The following is a 20,528-nucleotide window of genomic DNA, read 5'->3' as shown; positions in this document are numbered from 1 at the left end:
CGCGGAAGGGATCGGATCGGGAAGCACGCCATGCAGTTCCAGGAACGCTACGACTTCCTCAAGACCGCCATCGCCCGCTACGACGGCTACTACAACCTCGCCGCGGTCAAGGCCTCGCTGCTGCTGACCAGCAACGCGGTGCTGCTCGCACCGGGCCTGGGCGAACAGGGCCAGTTCCTGCGCGTGGTCGGCGATTCGGGAATGCCGCGAACGCTGATGTTCGCCGCGGCGGGCTTGTCGCTGGTCTCGATCGCCTGCGCGGCCTGGGTGATGGCCTCGACCCTGGCGCGCCACCCCAGCCGCGAAGCGGACTCGCTGATGTTCAGCGAAAGCGTGGCGGCAATGGAGGAGGACGCCTACGTCGCCGCGGTCGCACGGGCCGACCATGCCGTCGTGCTGGACGGCCTCGCCCGGCTCGCGCATCGCCTCGCCGCCGGCGTTTCGCGCAAGTTCCGCCTGATCAACCTGTCGCTCGCGGCGCTGGTCGCGGCGGTGGTGTCGGCGTTCGCGGCGCTGCTGGCCTGAAGCCGGCCGGGATAGAATCGCCACGCCACACAGCCGAGGGGGAGCCGTGGCCGCTTTCGATTTCTTCCGGCGCATCCTGCGCAACGTGCCCGCGCCCGATGCCGCGAATCCCGCCGCGGACGGCGCCACGCCCGTTCCCGCCGCGCCGGCGCCCGCCGGCAGCGCGCCGCTGGTCAATCGCCGCCGCGCGACGCGCATCGATGCGCGCGAGGGCCTGCGCATCCTGATCATCGACGACTCGGCGACGGTGGTCGCGACCCTCGGCCGCATGCTGCGCCAGGCCCATTACGAAACCGCCGGCGCCGGCGACGCCGAAACCGGCACCGCGTTCGCGCGCGCCGAACGCCCGGACCTGATCTTCCTCGACATCGTGCTGCCGGCGATGAGCGGCTTCGATGCGTTGCGCGCGCTGCGCAAGGACGAGGCCACGCGCACCATCCCGATCATCATGATCAGCGGCAACGCGCAGGCGACCGAACAGTTCTACGTGCGCCGCATCGGCGCCGACGATTTCATGAAGAAGCCGTTCGGCCGCGGCGAGGTGTTCGCGCGCATCCAGGCGCTGGTCGAGGCCGGGCGCCTGCCGCCGCGCGAGCAGCCGATGGAACTGCCGCCCGAGGAGGACGCGCTGGTGGTCGAAGCCGATGCCTCAGCGCCGGAACACCAGCTTCCCGCCCTCGGCATCGACGTGGACGGTGTCGCCGCCAGCGAAGTCCCCGGCGAGGATCGCTGAGGCCAACGGATTCTCGATCTGCTGCTGGATCGCGCGCTTGAGCGGGCGCGCGCCATACACCGGATCGAAGCCGACGTTGCCGAGCAGTTCGAACGCCTTGTCCGTGAGTTCGATGCGGATGCCGCGTTCGCCCAGCCGCTTCTCCAGCCCCTTGAGCTGGATGCGCGCGATCTGCTTGATCTGCGCCTTGTCCAGCGGATGGAACACGACGATGTCGTCGAGCCGGTTGATGAATTCCGGCCGGAAGTGCGCCTGCACCACGCCCATCACCGCGGCCTTCATCTGCACGTAGGCCTCGGGCGAATCGTCGCCATCCATTTCCTGGATCTGGTGCGAACCGAGGTTCGAGGTCATCACGATCACGGTGTTGCGGAAATCCACGGTGCGGCCTTGGCCGTCGGTGAGGCGACCGTCGTCGAGCACCTGCAGCAGGATGTTGAACACGTCCGGGTGCGCCTTCTCGACTTCATCGAGAAGGATCACGCTGTACGGGCGCCGGCGCACGGCTTCGGTGAGATAGCCACCCTCTTCGTAACCGACATAGCCCGGGGGCGCGCCGATCAGGCGGCTGACCGCGTGCTTCTCCATGAACTCGCTCATGTCGATGCGGACCATCGCATCGGGCGAATCGAACAGGAATTCGGCCAGCGCCTTGCACAGTTCGGTCTTGCCGACGCCGGTCGGGCCGAGGAACAGGAACGAACCCGATGGGCGATTCGGATCGGAGAGCCCGGCGCGCGAGCGGCGCACGGCATCGGACACGACCTTGATCGCCTCCTCCTGGCCGACCACGCGCGTGTGCATGTGCTCTTCCATCTTGAGCAGCTTCTCGCGCTCGCCCTCGAGCATCTTCGACACCGGGATGCCAGTCCAGCGCGAGACGACTTCGGCGATTTCCGCGGCGGTGACCTTGTCCTGCAGCAGGGTGAAGCCCTTGTTCTCGGCCTCCTGCGCGGCCTTGAGCTGCTTTTCCAGCTCCGGCAGCGTGCCGTACTGGATCTCGCTCATGCGCGCGAAGTCCTGCTTGCGCTGCGCGGCTTCGAGCTCCAGCCGCGCGGCCTCGATCTGCTCCTTGATTTTCGTGGCCGACTGTAGCGTGGCCTTCTCCGCCTTCCACACTTCCTCGAGGTCGCTGTACTCGCGTTCGAGCGCGGCGATCTCGGTTTCGAGGTCGGCGAGCCGTTGCTTCGATTCGGCGTCCTTCTCCTTCTTCAGCGCCTCGCGCTGGATCTTGAGCTGGATCAGGCGGCGTTCCTTGCGGTCCATTTCCTCGGGCTTGGAATCGATTTCCATGCGGATGCGCGAAGCCGCTTCGTCCATCAGGTCGATGGCCTTGTCCGGCAGCTGGCGATCGGGGATGTAGCGGTTCGAAAGCGTCGCGGCGGCGACAATGGCGGGATCGGTGATCTCCACGCCGTGGTGCACGGCGTAGCGTTCCTTCAGTCCGCGCAGGATCGCGATGGTGTCCTCGACCGTCGGTTCGCCGACGAAGACCTTCTGGAAGCGGCGTTCCAGCGCGGCGTCCTTCTCGATGTACTTGCGGTATTCGTCGAGGGTGGTCGCGCCGATGCAATGCAGTTCGCCGCGCGCGAGGGCAGGTTTCAGCATGTTGCCTGCGTCCATCGCGCCGTCGGCCTTGCCGGCGCCGACCATGGTGTGCAGTTCGTCGATGAACAGGATGATCTGGCCTTCGTTCTTGGCGAGGTCGTTTAACACCGCCTTCAAGCGCTCCTCGAATTCGCCGCGGAACTTCGCGCCGGCGATCAGCGCGCCCATGTCGAGGCTGAGCAGGCGCTTGCCACGCAGGCCTTCGGGCACTTCGTTGTTGACGATGCGCTGGGCCAGACCTTCGACGATCGCGGTCTTGCCCACGCCGGGTTCGCCGATCAGCACGGGGTTGTTCTTGGTCCGGCGTTGCAGCACCTGGATGCAGCGACGGATTTCCTCGTCGCGGCCGACGACGGGATCGAGCTTGCCGCCCTCGGCGCGCGCGGTCAGGTCGATGGTGTATTTCTCCAGCGCCTGGCGCGCGTCTTCCGCGTTTTCGTCCTGCACTTTTTCGCATCCGCGCAGCTTGTCGATGGCCGCTTCGAGTTTCGCCTTGTTCGCGCCGGCGGCCTTCAGCGCCTTGCCCGCGTCGCCGGAATCCTCCAGCGCCGCGAGCAGGAACAGTTCGCTGGCGATGTAGCCGTCGCCGCGCTGCTGCGCCAGCTTGTCGGTGACGTTGAGCAGGCGCGCGAGATCGTTACCGACCTGCACGTTGCCGGCCTGCCCCGAAACCTTCGGCAGCTTGTCGAGGAGTTCGCCGAGGCGTTCGCGCAGCAGCGGCACGTTGACACCAGCCTGCGCCAGCAGCGGACGCGCGCCGCCGCCCTGCTGGTCGAGCATGGCGAGCAGCAGGTGCGCGGGTTCGATGAAGTTGTGGTCGCGGCCGACGGCCAGCGATTGCGCGTCGGCCAGCGATTGCTGGAAACGCGAGGTCAATTTATCCATTCGCATGGCGGGATCCCGAAACTTGAGGCCACGAGGCCGAATGTCCCTGAAATGCGGTTTCGGCGGCGTGATTCAAGGCGGATGCCGCCTCCGGTTCGGCTGCGGTATGGTCGGGATCCTGCTTCGACCCCGGATCGCCATGCCGCACCTCCCCGCCCTCGCCTGTGCCCTGTTGCTCGCGTTGCCCTTCGCGATTCCGGTTCGCGCCGAAACGCCGTCGACGGGGCTCTCCACGCAGGAACGCCAGATGGCCGCCGCGGCGGAGGCCGGCAAGGAAGATGCCATCGCCCTGCTCGCGAAGCTGGTGGAACGGAACAGCGGCACCTACAACTTCGCCGGGGTGAAGGCGGTCGCGGACATACTCGCGCCGGAATTCGAAAAACTCGGCTTCGAAGTGCAATGGAAACCGATGACCGCCGCCGGCCGCGCCGGGCACCTGGTCGCGATTCATCGCGGCAACGGCAAGGGCAAGCGCATCCTGCTGATCGGCCACCTCGACACCGTGTTCGAAGCCGACGATCCGTTCACCGGCTTCAGGCGCGATGGCGACGAAGCCGTCGGCCCGGGCGTCGGCGACGACAAGGGTGGCGACGTGGTGATGCTGGCCGCGCTGCGCGCGATGCAGGCCGCGGGCGCATTGCGCGATGCCGACATCGAAGTCGTGCTCAGTGGCGACGAGGAGGACGTCGGCAGCCCGGTGTCGATCGCGCGCGCGGACCTGGTCGCCGCCGGCAAGCGCGCCGACGTGGCCCTGGATTTCGAGAACCTGTCGCACCAGAACGGTCGCGACATGGGTTCGATCGCGCGGCGTTCGTCCAACACCTGGGTGCTGACCACGCGCGGCGAATCCGGCCACAGTTCCGGCATCTTCTCCGACGAACTCGGCGATGGCGCGATCTTCGAACTCGCGCGGATCATCGCCGCGTTCCGCGAGGAACTGCCCGAACCCAACCTCACCTTCAACGTCGGCCTGGTCGGCGGCGGCCAGGCCGCGCAGTTCGATGCGGGGAAAACGCATCTCACCGCCAGCGGCAAGGACAACATCGTGCCGCCCGTCGCGATCGCGCGCGGCGATTTCCGCACGCTGGACGTGGAACAGACCCGGCGCGTGGCGGCGAAGATGCAGGCCATCGTCGCGCGCCACCTGCCGCGCACCGACGCGACGCTGCAGATCGACGAGAACTACCCGCCGATGCCGCCCACCGCCGGCAGTCGCGCGCTGCTGGCGAAACTCAACGAGGTGAACCGCGGCCTCGGCCTGCCGCCGATGGGCGAACTCGATCCGCTCGGGCGCGGCGCCGGCGACATTTCCTTCGTCGCCGCGGACACCGATGGCCTGGTGGGCATGGGCATTTCCGGCGGCGGCAGCCACGCCGCGGGCGAAAGCGCCGACCTCGGCTCGATCCCGCGCCAGGCCACGCGCGCGGCGATCCTGATGCACCGGCTGGCGAACACGCCACGCTGACCGCGCCGGTGCGCGCGGTTATGCTTTCGCGCCCATGAAGCACCCGATCGCATGAGCGCCACCTCCCTGCCCGCACGACGAACCCATTGGCCGGCCCGCGTCGGCTGGGTCGCGCTCAACGCGCTGCAGGCGCTGTTCACCATCCTGGTCACTGTGGCCGGTTTCCCGGTGGCGCTGCTGCTCGGCCTGCTCTCCGGGCCGCGCCTGCCGCTGCGGATGGCGGCGTTGTACTGGGCGCCGTTGCTGTTCCTCGGCGCCGGCGCGCGGCTGCGGGTGGAAGGCGCCGAACGCGTGGACTGGTCGCGGCCGCAGGTGCTGGTCGCCAACCATGCCTCGATGATCGACATCCCCGCGCTGTTCCGCGCGGTGCCGGTGCCGCTGCGCTTCGTGCTGAAGCGCGAGATCGCGGGCGTGCCCTTCGTCGGTTGGTACGCGCGATTCATGGGCATGGCCTTCATCGACCGCGGCAATGCGCGCGAGGCGAAACGAAAACTCGCCGAAGCGGCGGAAAAGCTGCGCGGTGCGGCGACCTTCGCCGCCTTCCCCGAAGGCACGCGCAGCAAGGACGGCACGGTCGGCCCGTTCAAGGGCGGCGCCTTGCAACTCGCGCTCGAAGCCGGGGTGCCGGTGCTGCCGGTCGCGATCGCGGGCGCGGGTTCGGTGTTGCCGCCGTCGGGCTTCAGCGTGCGCCCGGGCACGATCGTGGTGCGCTTCGGCGATCCGATCGAAACCGCGGGAATGGCGCCGCAGGACCGCAACGCGCTGGCCCAGCGCGCGCGCGATGCGGTGCTGGCCCTGCACGACGCGCGCTAGCGCGGGCGAACCGGGTCAGGACAGGAACCGCCCTGCTTCCTCCCGCGTCGGCACGCGGCATGCTTCGCGGCGCCCGAACCAGCGATAGCGATGGCGCGCGATCCCGCGGTAAACCGCGTCGCGCCATGCGCGCGGCACGAACAGCGCGAACCGTGCGCAGCGCCACGCGCCGCCGAGCCCGGACAGCACCCGCAGCACCGCTTCGGAATCGCGGAACGCACGCCCGCCTTCGAGCAGCAGGAACGAAGCCGGGTTGGCGGGATCGATGCCGTGCGCGGCCATCAATGCATGCCCGGCCGGCGACTGCATCGCGGCGAAGCTATAGCGTTTCGCGCGGTCGCGGCGCAGCAGGAAATCGACCGAACGGTTGCAGGCCACGCAAACCCCGTCGAACACCACGATGGCGTCAGGCGCGTTCAAGCCAGCCTTCGTAGCGGACCAGCGGGCCCGCCAGCGGCAGCGTCGCCTCGACCAGGAATTCGTAACGGCCGTTGCGCTCGCGTTCGCGGCAACGCACGCCGGCGAACCACGCGGCGGGCAACGGCAGCGCGCCGAACAGGCGCACGCCCGCGGTCGTCCACCGGATTTCGCCGGCATCGATCCGCAACGCGAAGGCGAATTCGACCAGCCCCAGGCGTTCGCACAGCAATCCGTCGCATTGGCGGTAACGCGAAACCATCGGCGCGCCGGCGAAGTCGCGCCGCCAGGTTTCGCCGTCGGCATCGGCGGCGAATTCGATCGTGGTCGGCGCGCATTCGTTCGCCCGGGGCAGTCGCGTCGCCAGCGCGCACAGCCTCGCCAGCGGATTCCGGCCGCGGGCAATGGCCGCTTCGCCGCGCCAGGTAACGCGCTGGCCGGGAACGATGCCGTGCAGCGCGCGGAGCTGCGCGGGCAATGCGTCGAACCCTTCGCCGAGGATGCGCCGGAACAACGCCCCCGCGCTCACCGCATCCATGCCAGCGTCGCCATGCGCCCGCTGCGCCCGCTTCCGTCGGTGGTACTGCGGCGATGCGAGAAGAAGCGCGTTGGATCGGAAATCGTGCACAGGCCGCCGCCGTGCACGTCGGCGATGCCGACGTCGGCGAGGCGCCGCTTCGCCAGCGCGTGGAGATCGACGTGCCAATGACCGGGACGCGTGGGCACGAACGCGGTTGCGGTGCGCGGGTCGATCGCGGCGAACGCGTCGAACACCTCCTCGCCGATTTCGTAGGCATCGGGGCCGGCGGCTGGGCCGAGCCAGGCGACGATGTCCCGCGGCGGCGCCTTCATCGCCGCGATGGTGGCTTCGAGCACGCCTGCGGCGAGCCCGCGCCAGCCCGCGTGCGCGACGGCGATTTCGCCACCGTCTTTCGCGGCGAACGCCACCGGCAGGCAGTCCGCGGTGAGGACTGCGAGCACGGTGCCGGGCACGGACGTGACCGCGGCATCGGCTTCGGGTTCGTCTTCGCCAGGCTCGATCGCGACGCTGGTGCCGTGCACCTGCCGCAACCAGCGCGGCGACGATGGCAACCGCAATGCGGATTCGATCTGCATGCGGTTTTCCGCGACCGCGGCGACGTCGTCGCCGTTGCGCAGGCCGAGGTCTAGGCTGTCGAACGGCGGTTGCGACACGCCCATCCCGTAGCGCGTCGTGGTCAATGCGCGCACGCCGGGCGGCGCGGGCCAGTCGGCGTCGATCCACGCGCTCATCGGAGCGTCACCGGCGCCCGGTTTCCGCATGCGCGATGGCATCTTCGCGCAGCGCGCTCATCAGGGACTGCATGTCCGCCGGCAGCGGTGCGGTGCAGCGCACCGGTTCGCCCGTGGCCGGATGCGCGAATTCCAGCACTTCCGCATGCAGGGCCTGTCGCTTGAACCCGCGCAGCGCGGCGATCAGCTCGTCGGAAGCACCCTTCGGCAATTTCAGCGAACCGCCGTACAGCGGGTCGCCGACGATGGGATGCTTGAGGTGGGCCATGTGCACGCGGATCTGGTGCGTGCGCCCGGTCTCGAGCCGGCATTCCAGCGCGGTGTGCGCGCGGAAGCGCTCGCGCAGGCGGTAATGCGTCACCGCGTCCTTGCCGTCCTCGCGCACGGCCTGGCGCAGGCGGTCGCGCGGGTGGCGGTCGATGGCCGCGTTCGCGGTTCCTCCCGAGACCAGCGCGCCGACGACGATGGCCAGGTACTGGCGATGCACCTCGCGCGCGGACAACTGCGCGACCAGCGCGGTGTGCGCCTCCAGCGTGCGCGCGACCACCATCGCGCCGCTGGTGTCCTTGTCGAGCCTGTGCACGATGCCCGCGCGCGGCAGCTTCTCCAGCGCCGGATCGCGGTGCAGCAGCGCGTTCACCAGCGTGCCGGCGGGATTGCCCGCGCCCGGGTGCACGACCAGCCCGGCCGGCTTGTCGATCACGAAGACCGACGCATCCTCGTACAGCATGTCGAGCGGGATGTCCTCGGCCACGGCATGGGTCTGCACGGCCTCGACCACCGCCAGCGACACCGCCTCGCCGCCACGCACCGGGTCGCGCGGGCGGGCGGGCTGGCCATCGAGCAAGGCGTCGCCGGACTTGATCCACTCCGCCAGCCGCGAGCGCGAGTACTGCGGGAACAGCTCGGCCAGCACGGCGTCGAAACGCCGCCCGGCCGCGCTTGCGGGGACGGTCGCGGCCAGTGGCGACACGGCTTCGGTGGCGTGGGCGTTCATGCGGGAATCGTTCAGGGCGCGGCAATGGCCGGCGCGGGCGGGCTGCTATTATCCGCGCTCCGTGCCCCACGTGCCCCGTCCATGACCCAGACGTTCCGGTTTTCGCGCTTCGCGCTGCTGCTGCTCGCCGTCGTGTTGCTCGCCGGCACCGGCTGCAGCCGGATGAAGGGCATGTTCAAGGACAAGAATGCGAACGAGGGCGTGCCGGTCGAGCAGTTGTACGCGAAGGCCCACAAATCGCTCACCTACGGCAACTACAGCGCCGCCGACGTCACCTTCAAGCGCCTGGTCGCGCAGTATCCGTACGGCCCGTACACCGAGCAGGCGTTGATGGAAGACGCCTACGCGCAGTTCAAGTCCGGCAGCAACGACGACGCGATCTCGACCATCGACCGCTTCCTGCGCACCTATCCGAGCCACCGCAACAACGCCTATCTCTACTACCTGCGCGGATTGGTGAATTCCAACCGCGACACGGTGTTCCTGCAGCGGGTATGGAACCTCGACGCCAGCCGCCGCGACCTCGCCACCCCGCAACAGGCCTACAACGACTTCGGCATCGTCACCACGCGCTTCCCCAACAGCCGCTACGCCGACGACGCGCGCCAGCGCATGGTCGCGCTGCGCAACATGTTCGCGCGCCACGAGATGGATACCGCGCTGTACTACATGCGCCGCGGCGCATGGATCTCGGCGATCGGACGGGCCAAGGGCCTGCTGGAAACCTACCCGCAGTCGGCCTACCAGGACGACGCCATCGCCGCGCTGGCCGAAAGCTACACCCGGCTCGGCAACCAGGCGCTCGCCGACGACGCCAAGCGCGTGCTCGAGCAGAACGACCCGAACCACCCGTGGCTGCACGGCCGCAACTGGCCGGACTATCCGTCCAAGCTGCGCGGCCTGAACCCGTTCTCCGGCGAGAAGTCGGCGCTGGACAACGAGCGTCCGCCGGAAATGCAGTCCTCGCGCTGATCGCTGCGCATCGAGACGAAAAAGCCGGGCCTAGGCCCGGCTTTTTCATTCGCGATAACCGTTGCTAATCGGATAGCGCCGCTCGCGCCCGAACGCGCGACGGCTGACCTTCGGCCCCGGCGCGGCCTGGTGCCGCTTCCATTCGCTGATGCGCACGAGCTTCAACACCCTCTCCACCGTCGCCGCATCGAAACCGGCGGCGACGATCTCCGCGCGCGACTGTTCCTGGTCCACGTGGCGAGAGAGGATCGCGTCGAGCACGTCGTAGGGCGGCAGCGAATCCTGGTCCTTCTGGTTGTCGCGCAATTCGGCCGACGGCGGGCGTTCGATCACCGCGACCGGGATCACCTCGCCGCCGCCGACCGCGTTGCGCCACTTCGCCAGCGCGAACACCTCGGTCTTGTACAGGTCCTTGATCGGCGCGTAGCCGCCGCACATGTCGCCGTAGATCGTGGCGTAGCCGACCGCGTATTCGCTCTTGTTGCCGGTGGTGAGCAGCAGCCCGCCGAACTTGTTGGACAACGCCATCAGCAGCGCGCCGCGGGTGCGCGACTGCAGGTTTTCCTCGGTCGTGTCGACCGGCTTGCCGGCGAAGACTTCGGAGAGTGCATCGAGATAGCCCTGGAACGGTTTCTCGATCGGCAGCGCGATCAGCTTTACCCCGAGCGCGTCGCACTGTTCCTGCGCGAGGTCGTTGGACAGGCCGGCGGTATAGCGCGACGGCATGCGCACCGCGGTGACGTTGTCCGCGCCCAATGCATCGACCGCGATGGCGAGCACCAGCGCGGAATCGATGCCGCCGCTCAATCCGAGCCAGGCCTTGTCGAAGCCGTTCTTGCGGCAGTAGTCGCGGGTGCCGCGCACCACCGCGCGCCAGGCCAGCGCGTCGCGCGATTCCTCGTCCTCGACCGGCCACGACACCGGCGTGAAGCGCCGCGAAGCCGCGTCGTAATCGGCGACCAGCCAGTGGTCCTCGAACGCGCGTGCGGCGGGATGGATGGTGCCGTCGCCGTCGGCCAGCACCGAGGCGCCGTCGAACACCAGCGAATCCTGCCCGCCGACGACATTCAGATACGCGATCGCCGCGCCCATGCCGTTGACGGACGTGTCGGACACGCGTTGCGCCAGCAACGCATCGCGCTGCGCGTGCTTGTCGCGCTCGAACGGCGAGGCGTTCGGCACCAGCACCAGTTGCGCGCCGGCCGCGACCGTGGACGAAATCGGCTCGGCGAACCACAGGTCCTCGCAAATGACGAGGCCGACCGGAACGCCTTGGACCTCGAACACGCAATCCTCGCGGTCCGGGTCGACGTCGAAGTAGCGGCGTTCGTCGAACACCGCGTAATTCGGCAATTCGCGCTTGCGATAGGTTTGTTCGATGCGCCCGTCGCGCAATACCGACGCGGCGTTGAACACCACCGCGCCATCGGCCTGCGGCCAGCCGACCACGGCGACGATGCCCTGCACGCTCGCCGCGATGCCATTCAAAGCGGTTTCGCAATCGCGCAGGAACGAAGGCCGGTACAGCAGGTCCTCCGGCGGATAGCCGCTGAGCGCGAGTTCGGGGAACAGCACGATGTCCGCTCCGCGCGCGTCGCGCGCCTCGACGATCATCCGCGCGATGCGATCCGCGTTGCCGGCCACGTCGCCGACCGGGAAATCGAACTGCGCCATCGCGATGCGGAGGGTTTGGGTCATGTCGGTGGTCGAGACTTTTCCACTTTCGCGGCTGCAGGGAAGGAGCAGTCCAATGCTTCCAAGATCGCGGCAAGCACGGTCTGTTGCTCCGCCAGTGCGGCATTGTCCCAGAAACGCAGGACACGGAAACCCATGCCATGCAGGGCCTTGTCGCGGTTCTCGTCGCGGGCATCGCCGGCATGCCGACCGCCATCCAACTCGACGACAAGCCGGTGTTCCAGGCAAACGAAATCGACGATATACGCGCCGACAGCGTGCTGGCGGCGGAACTTGCAGCCCATGAAGGCGCGGTTGCGCAGATGGTGCCAAACGGATCGTTCGGCGTCGGTCATGGTTCGCCGCAGATGGCGGGCGAATCCGGTTTTCCGTCCTTCGCGCATGCATTTCTGTCCGTTTCGGTGGCTCGTGGACGGAAAGCTCGCCCGGAACGATTACGGTGTCTGTAGGAAAAAGCCGCCCCTCACCCTCGGCGCTTCGCGCCTCTCCCTCTCCCGCAAGCGGGAGAGGGGTTAAAGATTCAATGCTCACCTCGCATCCCTTACTCCCGCATGGGAGGGGTTCGAGACACAACCCTTCTCCCGCTTGGGATGAGTTCGAGACACAACCCTTCTCCCGCCTGCGGGAGAAGGTGCCCCGAAGGGGCGGATGAGGGGCCGGCTTTCGACCTTTCGCAAAAAGCAAAAGGCCGCCCGGAGGCGGCCTTTCGTGGAGAGCGAATCGATGCGACTTATTTCGCGAGGCGCTTCGCGATGGCCGCGCCAAGGTCGCCCGGCGACTTCACCGTGGTGACGCCGGCCTTTTCCATCGCGGCGAACTTCCCTTCGGCCGTGCCCGAGCCGCCCGAGGCGATCGCACCGGCGTGGCCCATGCGCTTGCCTTTTGGCGCGGACGCACCGGCGATGAAACCTACGACGGGTTTGGTCACGTTCTTGGCGATGAACTCGGCCGCTTCTTCCTCGGCCGAACCGCCGATCTCGCCGACCATGATGATGCCGTCGGTCTGCGGATCGTCCTGGAACCAGCGCAGGGCGTCGATGAAGTTGGTGCCGTTGATCGGATCGCCGCCGATGCCGATGCAGGTCGACTGGCCGAGGCCGACGTCGGTGGTCTGCTTCACCGCTTCGTAGGTCAGCGTGCCCGAACGCGACACGATGCCGACCTTGCCCGGCATGTGGATGTGACCGGGCATGATGCCGATCTTGCATTCGCCGGGGGTGATTACGCCGGGGCAATTCGGGCCGACCAGCACGACATCGGGATAACCCTTCAGCGTGTTCTTGACCCGCAGCATGTCTAGCACCGGGATGCCCTCGGTGATGCAGACGATGACCTTGATGCCGGCATCGGCCGCTTCGAGGATGGCGTCGGCCGCGAACGGCGGCGGCACGTAGATCACCGATGCGTCGGCGCCGGTGGCCTTCACCGCTTCGGCCATGGTGTTGAACACCGGCAGGCCGAGGTGTTCGCTGCCGCCCTTGCCGGGGGTGACGCCGCCGACTACTTTCGTGCCGTAGTCGAGCATCTGCTGCGCGTGGAAGGTGCCCTGCGAGCCGGTGAAGCCCTGGACGAGTACCTTCGTATTCTTGTTGATCAAAACGCTCATGGTGTCGTCGTTCCTTACTTGCCGGCGACGGCCGCAACCGCCTTCTTCGCGCCGTCGTTGATGTCGTCGGCAGCGGTGATCGCGAGGCCGGAGTTCCTGAGCAATTCCTTGCCCTCGTTCACATTGGTGCCTTCGAGGCGCACGATCACCGGGATCTTGACGCCCACTTCCTTGACCGCGGCGATGATGCCGGCCGCGATCATGTCGCAGCGGACGATGCCGCCGAAGATGTTGACGAAGATCGCCTTCACCTTGTCGCTGGAGAGGATCAGCTTGAACGCCTCGGTGACGCGTTCCTTGGTCGCGCCGCCGCCGACGTCGAGGAAGTTCGCCGGTTCGCCGCCTTCGAGCTTGATCACGTCCATCGTCGCCATTGCGAGGCCGGCGCCGTTGACCATGCAGCCGATGTTGCCGTCCATGGTGACGTAGTTGAGGTCGTACTGGCTGGCGCGCACCTCGGTCTCGTCTTCCTGGCGGATGTCGCGCATCGCGGCCAGTTCCGGGTGGCGGAAGGTCGCGTTGTCGTCGGAATTGATCTTGCCGTCGAGCACGGCGAGGTTGCCGTCGGCGAGGATGGCGAGCGGGTTCAGTTCGACCAGCGCCAGGTCCTTGTCGTTGAACAGCTTGTACAGGCCCAGCATGATCTTGCTGAGCTGGCCGGCCTGCTTCGCGTCCAGGCCCATGGCAAAGCCGAGGTCGCGGCACTGGTAGGGCTGCAGGCCCTGCACGTAGTTCACGTGCAGCGTCTGGATCGCTTCCGGCTTCTCGTGCGCGACCTGTTCGATGTCCATGCCGCCTTCGGCCGAGGCGATGAAGGTGATGGACTTGCTGGAACGGTCGACCAGCACCGAGAGGTACAACTCCTTGGCGATGTCGGTGGCCTGGGTCACCAGCACGCAGTCGACCGGCAATTCCACGCCGGCGGTCTGGTAGGTCGCCATCCTGGTGCCGAGCATGCCCTTGGCGTAGTCGCGCACTTCGTCGAAGGACTTCGAGTACTTGACGCCGCCGGCCTTGCCGCGGCCGCCCGCGTGGATCTGCGCCTTCACCATCCAGGCGTCGCCGCCGATGGCCTTGGCCGCGTCGACGGCCTCTTCCGGCGTGCGCGCCACGCGCCCGGCGGGAACGGCGATGCCGTAGTCGGCGAAGAGCTGCTTCGCCTGGTATTCGTGGAAGTTCATCTGTCACCCTTGGGGAGGAAACCGGCACCCGCCGCGCGGCCCGCGAAGGTCGCGGCGGGCATGGACGGGAGCCCGTCATTGTCGCCGATGCGCAGGGCGCGGGCAAAACCGACCCGTGGCGTGCCTATACTCGGGCGATGCCCCCGGAGCGCCCCCGCGTGTCCATGCGCAGCCGCGAACCGCTGCCGATCACCGACGCGCTGCGGCGCGAGCTGTATTTCTTCAGCCTCTACCGCGTCTTCGAGGCGGCGTTGCTGGCGCTGGTGCTGTTCAGCCCGTTCGGGTTCCTGGCCGGCGAACCGCGCCTCCCCGCCCTCGCGCGCGGCGTGTCGTTCCTGTACCTGTTCGCGGCGCTGCTGCTGTTCCAGTGGGCGCGACGCGGCCAGGGCCTGCGCTGGCAGGTGTTGCTCGGCACCGGCATCGACATCGTCGCCGCCACGCTCGCCACCCATGCCCTGCCCGAGGCGGCGGCGGGCATCGCCCTCATGCTGCTGTTCAACGTCGGCTCGGCGGCGCTGCTGTTGCCGTTGCGCTTCGGGCTCGGCGGCGCGCTGCTCGCGGGTGGCGCGCTGACCGCGGAATACGTCTGGACCCAGCTGGGCGATGCCGCGCAACCGCGCCCGTTCGCCGAAGTGCTGATGTTCTCGGTGAGCTTCCTGTCCATCGCCATGCTCACCTACCTGCTCGGCCGGCAGATGCGCGACAGCCACGCGCTGGCCGAACGCCGCGGCGCCGAACTCGCCGACCTCGCCGCGGTGAACGAGCTCATCATCCGCCGCATGCACGCCGGCGTGCTGCTGGTCGATGGCGAAGGCCACGTGCAACTGGCGAACGAAGCCGCCGCCGCGCTGCTGGGCGATGTCGGCGGGCGCAGCATCGACCTGCTCGCGCCCGAGGTCGCGCGCCGGCTGCGCCAGTGGCGCGGGGACGGCAAGGCCCCGGACGTTCCCCTGCGGCTGGGCACCGACCAGGTCGAGGTATTGCCGCGCTTCGCCGGCCTGCTCGGCAACAGCGACATCGCGCTGGTGTTCCTCGACGACGCATCGCAGGTGTCGCGGCGCGCGGAGTCGCTGACCCTGGCCACGCTCGGGCGCTTCTCCGCGAGCCTGGCGCACGAGATCCGCAACCCGCTCGCGGCGATCAACTACGCGGCGCAACTGCTCGAGGAATCGCCCAAGATCGCCGACGGCGACCGGCGCCTGCTGCAGATCGTCCACCAGCAATGCCAGCGCACCAACGACATCGTCGAAAGCGTGCTCGGCCTCGCCCGGCGCGAACGCGCGACACCCGAGCAACTCGACCTCAACGCCTTCTGCCGGCGCTTCGTCACCGACTTCCGCGACACCATGCCGGAAGGAACCGGCAACGTCTCGGCGGCCGGGGCGGACCTGTCCCTGCCCGGCATGTTCGATTCGCGCCATCTCTACCAGGTCATGACCGTGCTGGTGCAGAACGCCCTGAACCATGGCCGCCAGCCCGGGCAAGCGGCGCTGGTGACCGTGCACCCGCACCGCGAGGGCGCCAACCCGGTGATCGACGTCATCGACCGCGGCCCCGGCATTCCCGAGGGCGTGGCCGCGCAGCTGTTCCGGCCGTTCTACACCACCTCCGAACACGGTACCGGCCTGGGCCTGTACATCGCCCGCGAGCTTTGCCACGCCAACGACGCCCGCCTGGACTACATCGCGCGCGGCGCCGGCACCGGCAGTTGCTTCCGCATCACCTTTCCCGCGATGAACGCCCTGCTGCGGCATTGACCGCGGGCAATGGCGTCCAAGCGGAAGATTGGTTTATCGTTCCCGCATGGCCGAGAACCCCCGCTCCGCCCTGATCGTCGACGACGAACGGGATATCCGTGAACTCCTCGTCCTGACCCTTGGCCGCATGGGCCTGCGCACCGAGACCGCCGCAACCGTCGCCGCCGCGCGCGCGATGCTGGCCAGGGACCATTTCGACCTGTGCCTGACCGACATGCGCCTGCCCGACGGATCGGGCATGGAGCTGATCCAGGAACTGGCCGCGCACCATCCCGAAACCCCGGTGGCGATGATCACCGCGCACGGCAACCAGGAAGCGGCGGTCGAGGCGCTCAAGGCCGGCGCCTTCGATTTCGTCAGCAAGCCGGTGGACCTCAACGTGCTGCGCGGGCTGGTGCGGCAGGCGCTGGAACTGGGCGAACTGCGCCGCAGCGACGACGCCCGCGCCCGCGGCCGCTACGGGCTGGATAGCCTCGGCGGCGATTCCGAGCCGATGCAGGCCTTGCGCCGGACCATCGCCAAGGTCGCGCGCAGCCAGGCGCCGGTGCACATCACCGGCGAATCCGGCACCGGCAAGGAACTGGTCGCGCGCACCATCCATGCCGAGAGCGGGCGCGCCGCCGGGCCGTTCGTGCCGGTCAACTGCGGCGCGATCCCGGCCGAGCTGATGGAAAGCGAATTCTTCGGCCACAAGAAGGGCAGCTTCACCGGCGCGCATGCCGACAAGACCGGCCTGTTCCAGGCCGCCGAGGGCGGAACCCTGTTCCTCGACGAAATCGCCGAACTGCCGCTGCCGATGCAGGTCAAGCTGCTGCGCGCGATCCAGGAGAAATCGGTACGCCCGGTCGGCGCCCAGGCCGAAGTGCCGGTGGACGCGCGCCTGCTGTCGGCCACCCACAAGGACCTCGCCGCGCTGGTCGCCGACGGACGCTTCCGCCACGACCTGTACTACCGCATCAACGTGATCGAATTGCCGGTGCCCCCGTTGCGCGAGCGCGGCGGCGACCTCGACCAGCTCGCCGGCGACATCCTCGCGCGGCTGGCCGGGGCGCAGGGACGCACGCCGCCGCAACTGGAAGCGGACGCGCTGGCCGCGCTGCACGCCTATCCGTTCCCCGGCAACGTGCGCGAACTGGAGAATGTGCTGGAACGGGCCATGGCCATGGCCGATGGCGACCGCATCTCCGTCGCCGACCTGCACCTGCCCAATGCCGCGGCCGCGGCCTCGGCGCCGCGCGCGGTCACACCGCCCGCGACCACCATTCCCGCGCCGACCACCGATCCGCGCCAGCTCAATCCGTTCGATACCGCCAGCAGCCGCCTGCCGGAATTCATCGAGCAGATGGAACGCGACGCGATCCAGCAGGCGCTGCAGGAAAACCGCTACAACAAGACCCGCACCGCGGCCGCGCTGGGCATCACCTTCCGCGCGCTGCGCTACAAGCTGAAGAAGCTGGGCATCGATTGATGCCGCCGCCGTCGCGGCGCGAAGCCGAACGATGACCATGCCGGGATGGAGTAGCATCCGGCTATGCCCCGCGACACCGCCCCCCCGGTCGGCGCCATCGAAGATGCCCTGCGTGCCGGCATCGACATCGGCCTGCTGGAAGACAACCTGCGCCTGAGCCACGAGCGGCGCGCCCTGCAGCATCAGGATGCGCTGGACCTGGCGCTGGCCCTGGAACGCGCCGGACACGCCCTGCATGAGCGACCTGCAACGCCTGCTGCAACGGCTGGATGAGACCGGCATCGAGTTCGTGCTGGTCGGCGGCTACGCCGCGATGCTGCACGGCTCCACTTTGTTGACCCGCGACGTGGATGTTTGCGCGGTGCTGACCCCGGGCAACATCGGGAAACTGCGCGAGGCATTCCGCGACCTGCATCCGCAACATCGCCTTTCGATGCCGCGCCGGTCGTTCCTCGACGAGCCCGCGCCGGGCGCCGCGCTGGACAACCTGTACCTGGGCACCGATTGGGGCGCGCTCGACCTGCTCGGCAATATCACCGGCGTGGGCGACTACGCGCGCGTGGCCCGCGATGCGGTCGAAATCGAATTGTTCGGCCGCCGCCTTCGCGCGATCGGCCTAGACGACCTCATCGCCGCCAAGGAGGCGCTGGGGCGCGACAAGGACCTGATCGTGGCGAAGGAACTGCGCGCCATCCGCGAAAAACTGCAAGGGACCTGACGGCGTCATTGCGATACCGCACACCGGGGGATGCAGATGCACGACGAACCGAGCCTTCCGCGCGCTGCGCTGCAAGCTGAAGAAGCTGGGCATAGACTGATGCCGCGAAGCGCGGTCGGCTGAGGGAAATACCGCCCGCGCGCCATTGCCGGACCGGGGGACACATCGTGCGATTCGATTGGTTGCGCCCGCGATCGGCGCGGCGCGGGCATGCGCAGGAGCGGCTTGCCTTCCGCCCGGACGTGGAAGGATTGCGGGCCGTGGCCATCGCGCTGGTGGTGGCCGCGCACGCAGGCGTTCCGTGGCTCGCCGGCGGCTTCGTGGGCGTGGACGTCTTCTTCGTGCTGTCCGGCTACCTGATCAGCGGGCTGCTGTACAAGGAGATCCAGTCGAGCGGCCGGCTCGGGCTCGCCACTTTCTACGCCAGGCGCCTGCAGCGCCTGCTGCCCGCGCTGCTGCTCACGATCGCCTGCACGATCGTCGCCGCGATTTTCCTGCTGGCGCCCTTCGAGCAACTTGCCCAGACCGATGCCGCCGCCGCCGCGGCCACGTGGACAAGCAACATCTACTTCGCGCTGTCGAAGCTGGATTACTTCGGGCCTTCGGCCGAAACCAACCTGTTCCTGCACACCTGGTCGCTCGGCGTGGAGGAACAGTTCTACCTGTTGTGGCCGGTGTTGATGTTGTTCCTGCTGGGCGCATGGCATTGGCAGGGCAAGCATTTCGACGACGCGCGCCTGCGCCGGGGCTTGGGCGCGACCGTGGTCCTGTGCGTGCTGCTGTCGGCATCCCTGACCTACACCTCGCCGCAACTCGGTTTCTACATGGTGTTCTCGCGGGCCTGGCAATTCGCGCTGGGCGGGCTGGTGTTCCTGTCGATGGCGCGCATCGCCGAACCGATGCCGGCACGACTCGCGCGAATCCGGTCGGCAGGCGGATGGTTGGGCCTGGCGGCGATCCTGGCCTCGGCCCTGCTGCTGGATGCGCACACGCCGTACCCGGGCCTGTGGGCACTGCTGCCTTCGCTGGGAACCGCCGCGGTGCTCGCGGGCGCGGAGGGTCCGCGACAAGTCGCCCGCGTGCTCGCATTGCCGCCGTTGCAGGCGATCGGGCGTGTTTCGTACGCCTGGTACCTGTGGCATTGGCCGATCCTGCTGCTCGGGCTCACCCTGGTGGATGGCGACAATCCGTGGCAGGTCGCCGGCCTCGTCGCGATTTCGCTGTTGCTCGCGTTCGCCTCGTCGGCGTTGATCGAATCGCCGCTGCGCCATGCCCGTTACCTGCGCGCGCGCCCGTGGATGGTGATCGTGGTCGGGCTGGCGTTGATGGCATGCACCGCGATCGGCGCGTTCACCTGGAACCGATCGGCGCAGGCATGGGCCAGGCACGGGGAACAGGCGCGCGTGCTGCAGGCCCGGAGCGATCTTTCGGAGATCTACGCCTACGGCTGCGACGAGTGGTACCAGACCGCGCGCGTACGCTCGTGTTTCTTCGGGCCGGAGAACGCGCCGCACACGGCGGTGCTGTTCGGCGACAGCGTCGCGGGCCAGTGGTTTCCCGCGGTCGCCACGCATTTCCAGCGGCCGGGCTGGAAGGTGCTGGTGCTGACGAAATCCTCCTGCCCGATGATCGAGCGGAGCTTCTTCTACGCGCGGATCGGCCGGGTCTACGTCGAATGCGACCGCTGGCGGCACGACGCGATCGCGCTGCTGCACGAACTCAAGCCGGACATCGTGCTGCTCGGCTCTTCCTCCGCCTACGAGTTCACGTCGAAGGAATGGATGGAAGGCACCCGCGACATGCTCGATGCGCTGGATGGCGCCAGCCGCCATATCGGCATCTTCCAGCCGACGCCGCTGTTGCCGTTCGACGGGCCTGCCTGCCTCGCGCGGCGGCAATGGCGCGCGCGCTGGCTGCCGACGCCCGCGCCGTGCAACGCGCCGGCCGGCAATGCCAAGCTGGACATGATCCGTCAGGCCATCGCCCGCGGTGCGGCGAAGCATCCCGCGGTGAAGACGATCGACATGGACGACGACGTCTGCCCGGGTGGCCGTTGCGACGTGCTGCGCGATGGAACCATCGCCTATCGCGACAAGCAGCACATCACCGCGACGTTCGCGGCGGCACTGGCGCCTGCACTGGGAACCGCATTGCGCGAGGCGGGCCTCGATCCGGCGGATGCTTCCACATCACCGGAGCCACCCGCGACATCGGCTCCGGCCAAACCTGACCCGCCCGAAAGTGACGCGAAGCGTCAGTTGTCGCGCTACCATTGAGCTCGTCGTGCCTGGAACGTGACCACCATCGCATTCCTCCGGTTCTGTCCGGCTTGGCATGGCTCCTGCGTTCAGTACCATGCACGTGCCCTTTCGCACGGGGACCCACGGACCGGCTAGCTGGCGGTGGGGCATGTGGA

At 68.3% G+C, this 20,528-nt stretch carries 19 protein-coding genes; 10 read left to right on the top strand and 9 right to left on the bottom strand.

Going from position 1 to position 20,528, the window contains the following annotated elements:
- Window positions 1–30 precede the first annotated feature (30 nt).
- Window positions 31–525 carry a Pycsar system effector family protein gene (locus tag FNZ56_RS11935; protein ID WP_143880048.1) on the top strand — a complete coding sequence of 165 codons (495 nt, stop codon included), beginning with the start codon at window positions 31–33 and terminating at the stop codon, window positions 523–525.
- 46 nt (window positions 526–571) lie between these two features.
- On the top strand, window positions 572–1,258 hold the full coding sequence (locus FNZ56_RS11930; RefSeq protein ID WP_143880047.1) for a response regulator: 687 nt from the start codon (window positions 572–574) through the stop codon (window positions 1,256–1,258).
- On the opposite strand, the gene clpB is transcribed toward FNZ56_RS11930, so the two are convergent.
- A complete protein-coding gene (gene clpB / locus FNZ56_RS11925) occupies window positions 1,175–3,757 on the bottom strand; it encodes an ATP-dependent chaperone ClpB (RefSeq protein ID WP_143880046.1) in 2,583 nt (860 codons plus the stop codon). The genes FNZ56_RS11930 and clpB overlap by 84 nt on opposite strands.
- Before the next feature lie 133 nt (window positions 3,758–3,890).
- Between clpB and FNZ56_RS11920 the strand changes: the two genes are divergently transcribed.
- A complete protein-coding gene (locus FNZ56_RS11920) occupies window positions 3,891–5,216 on the top strand; it encodes a M20/M25/M40 family metallo-hydrolase (RefSeq protein WP_143880045.1) in 1,326 nt (441 codons plus the stop codon).
- Between the two features lie 51 nt (window positions 5,217–5,267).
- The gene (locus FNZ56_RS11915) at window positions 5,268–6,029 is read left to right on the top strand and encodes a lysophospholipid acyltransferase family protein (RefSeq protein WP_143880044.1); all 762 of its coding nucleotides are present in this window, start codon (window positions 5,268–5,270) and stop codon (window positions 6,027–6,029) included.
- Window positions 6,030–6,044: 15 nt separating this feature from the next.
- Here the strand turns inward: FNZ56_RS11915 and FNZ56_RS11910 are convergent, their stop codons facing one another.
- Genes FNZ56_RS11910 through rluD form a run of 4 tightly spaced genes read right to left on the bottom strand, consistent with a single transcriptional unit; the run spans window position 6,045 to window position 8,715 of the window.
- Window positions 6,045–6,449 carry a thiol-disulfide oxidoreductase DCC family protein gene (locus FNZ56_RS11910; protein WP_246064604.1) on the bottom strand — a complete coding sequence of 135 codons (405 nt, stop codon included), beginning with the start codon at window positions 6,447–6,449 and terminating at the stop codon, window positions 6,045–6,047.
- Window positions 6,436–6,984: a DUF4166 domain-containing protein gene (locus FNZ56_RS12995; protein ID WP_143880043.1), complete on the bottom strand. Its 549-nt coding sequence runs from the start codon at window positions 6,982–6,984 to the stop codon at window positions 6,436–6,438. Before FNZ56_RS12995 ends, FNZ56_RS11910 begins: the two co-directional genes overlap by 14 nt.
- Window positions 6,972–7,718: a peptidoglycan editing factor PgeF gene (gene pgeF / locus FNZ56_RS11900; protein ID WP_143880042.1), complete on the bottom strand. Its 747-nt coding sequence runs from the start codon at window positions 7,716–7,718 to the stop codon at window positions 6,972–6,974. The genes FNZ56_RS12995 and pgeF overlap by 13 nt, the downstream gene beginning before the upstream one ends.
- 7 nt (window positions 7,719–7,725) lie before the next feature.
- The gene (gene rluD / locus FNZ56_RS11895; protein WP_143880041.1) at window positions 7,726–8,715 is read right to left on the bottom strand and encodes a 23S rRNA pseudouridine(1911/1915/1917) synthase RluD; all 990 of its coding nucleotides are present in this window, start codon (window positions 8,713–8,715) and stop codon (window positions 7,726–7,728) included.
- Between the two features lie 81 nt (window positions 8,716–8,796).
- Between rluD and FNZ56_RS11890 the strand changes: the two genes are divergently transcribed.
- Entirely contained in the window at window positions 8,797–9,687 is an 891-nt protein-coding gene (locus FNZ56_RS11890; protein WP_143880040.1) for an outer membrane protein assembly factor BamD, read from the top strand.
- 45 nt (window positions 9,688–9,732) lie between these two features.
- Here FNZ56_RS11890 and FNZ56_RS11885 read toward each other — a convergent pair whose 3' ends face one another.
- The 4 genes from FNZ56_RS11885 to sucC all read right to left on the bottom strand — a co-directional run bounded on the left by FNZ56_RS11885 (window position 9,733) and on the right by sucC (window position 14,169).
- Window positions 9,733–11,385 carry an NAD+ synthase gene (locus tag FNZ56_RS11885; protein WP_143880039.1) on the bottom strand — a complete coding sequence of 551 codons (1,653 nt, stop codon included), beginning with the start codon at window positions 11,383–11,385 and terminating at the stop codon, window positions 9,733–9,735.
- Window positions 11,382–11,765 (bottom strand): endonuclease domain-containing protein, encoded by a 384-nt coding sequence (locus FNZ56_RS11880; protein ID WP_143880038.1) that lies wholly within the window; start codon window positions 11,763–11,765, stop codon window positions 11,382–11,384. Before FNZ56_RS11880 ends, FNZ56_RS11885 begins: the two co-directional genes overlap by 4 nt.
- Window positions 11,766–12,112: 347 nt before the next feature.
- A complete protein-coding gene (sucD, locus tag FNZ56_RS11875; RefSeq protein ID WP_143880037.1) occupies window positions 12,113–12,988 on the bottom strand; it encodes a succinate--CoA ligase subunit alpha in 876 nt (291 codons plus the stop codon).
- Window positions 12,989–13,002: 14 nt separating this feature from the next.
- Complete coding sequence (gene sucC / locus FNZ56_RS11870; RefSeq protein ID WP_143880036.1) at window positions 13,003–14,169, bottom strand: ADP-forming succinate--CoA ligase subunit beta; 1,167 nt, start codon at window positions 14,167–14,169, stop codon at window positions 13,003–13,005.
- A 164-nt stretch (window positions 14,170–14,333) separates the two neighbouring features.
- Here sucC and FNZ56_RS11865 point away from each other — a divergent pair, with 164 nt between their 5' ends.
- From FNZ56_RS11865 to FNZ56_RS11845, 5 genes are all read left to right on the top strand, one after another.
- Entirely contained in the window at window positions 14,334–15,926 is a 1,593-nt protein-coding gene (locus FNZ56_RS11865; RefSeq protein WP_143880364.1) for a sensor histidine kinase, read from the top strand.
- Between the two features lie 46 nt (window positions 15,927–15,972).
- A complete protein-coding gene (locus FNZ56_RS11860) occupies window positions 15,973–17,394 on the top strand; it encodes a sigma-54-dependent transcriptional regulator (RefSeq protein ID WP_143880035.1) in 1,422 nt (473 codons plus the stop codon).
- Window positions 17,395–17,457: 63 nt separating this feature from the next.
- Window positions 17,458–17,667 (top strand): hypothetical protein, encoded by a 210-nt coding sequence (locus FNZ56_RS11855; protein WP_143880034.1) that lies wholly within the window; start codon window positions 17,458–17,460, stop codon window positions 17,665–17,667.
- Window positions 17,630–18,112: a nucleotidyltransferase gene (locus FNZ56_RS11850; RefSeq protein ID WP_143880033.1), complete on the top strand. Its 483-nt coding sequence runs from the start codon at window positions 17,630–17,632 to the stop codon at window positions 18,110–18,112. The genes FNZ56_RS11855 and FNZ56_RS11850 overlap by 38 nt, the downstream gene beginning before the upstream one ends.
- A 167-nt stretch (window positions 18,113–18,279) precedes the next feature.
- Window positions 18,280–20,388: an acyltransferase family protein gene (locus FNZ56_RS11845; protein WP_342777687.1), complete on the top strand. Its 2,109-nt coding sequence runs from the start codon at window positions 18,280–18,282 to the stop codon at window positions 20,386–20,388.
- Window positions 20,389–20,528 lie beyond the last annotated feature (140 nt).

The sequence above is a fragment of the Lysobacter lycopersici genome (genome assembly GCF_007556775.1).
Classification (GTDB): domain Bacteria; phylum Pseudomonadota; class Gammaproteobacteria; order Xanthomonadales; family Xanthomonadaceae; genus Pseudoluteimonas; species Pseudoluteimonas lycopersici.
This window is presented reverse-complemented; position numbering and strand designations above follow the sequence as displayed.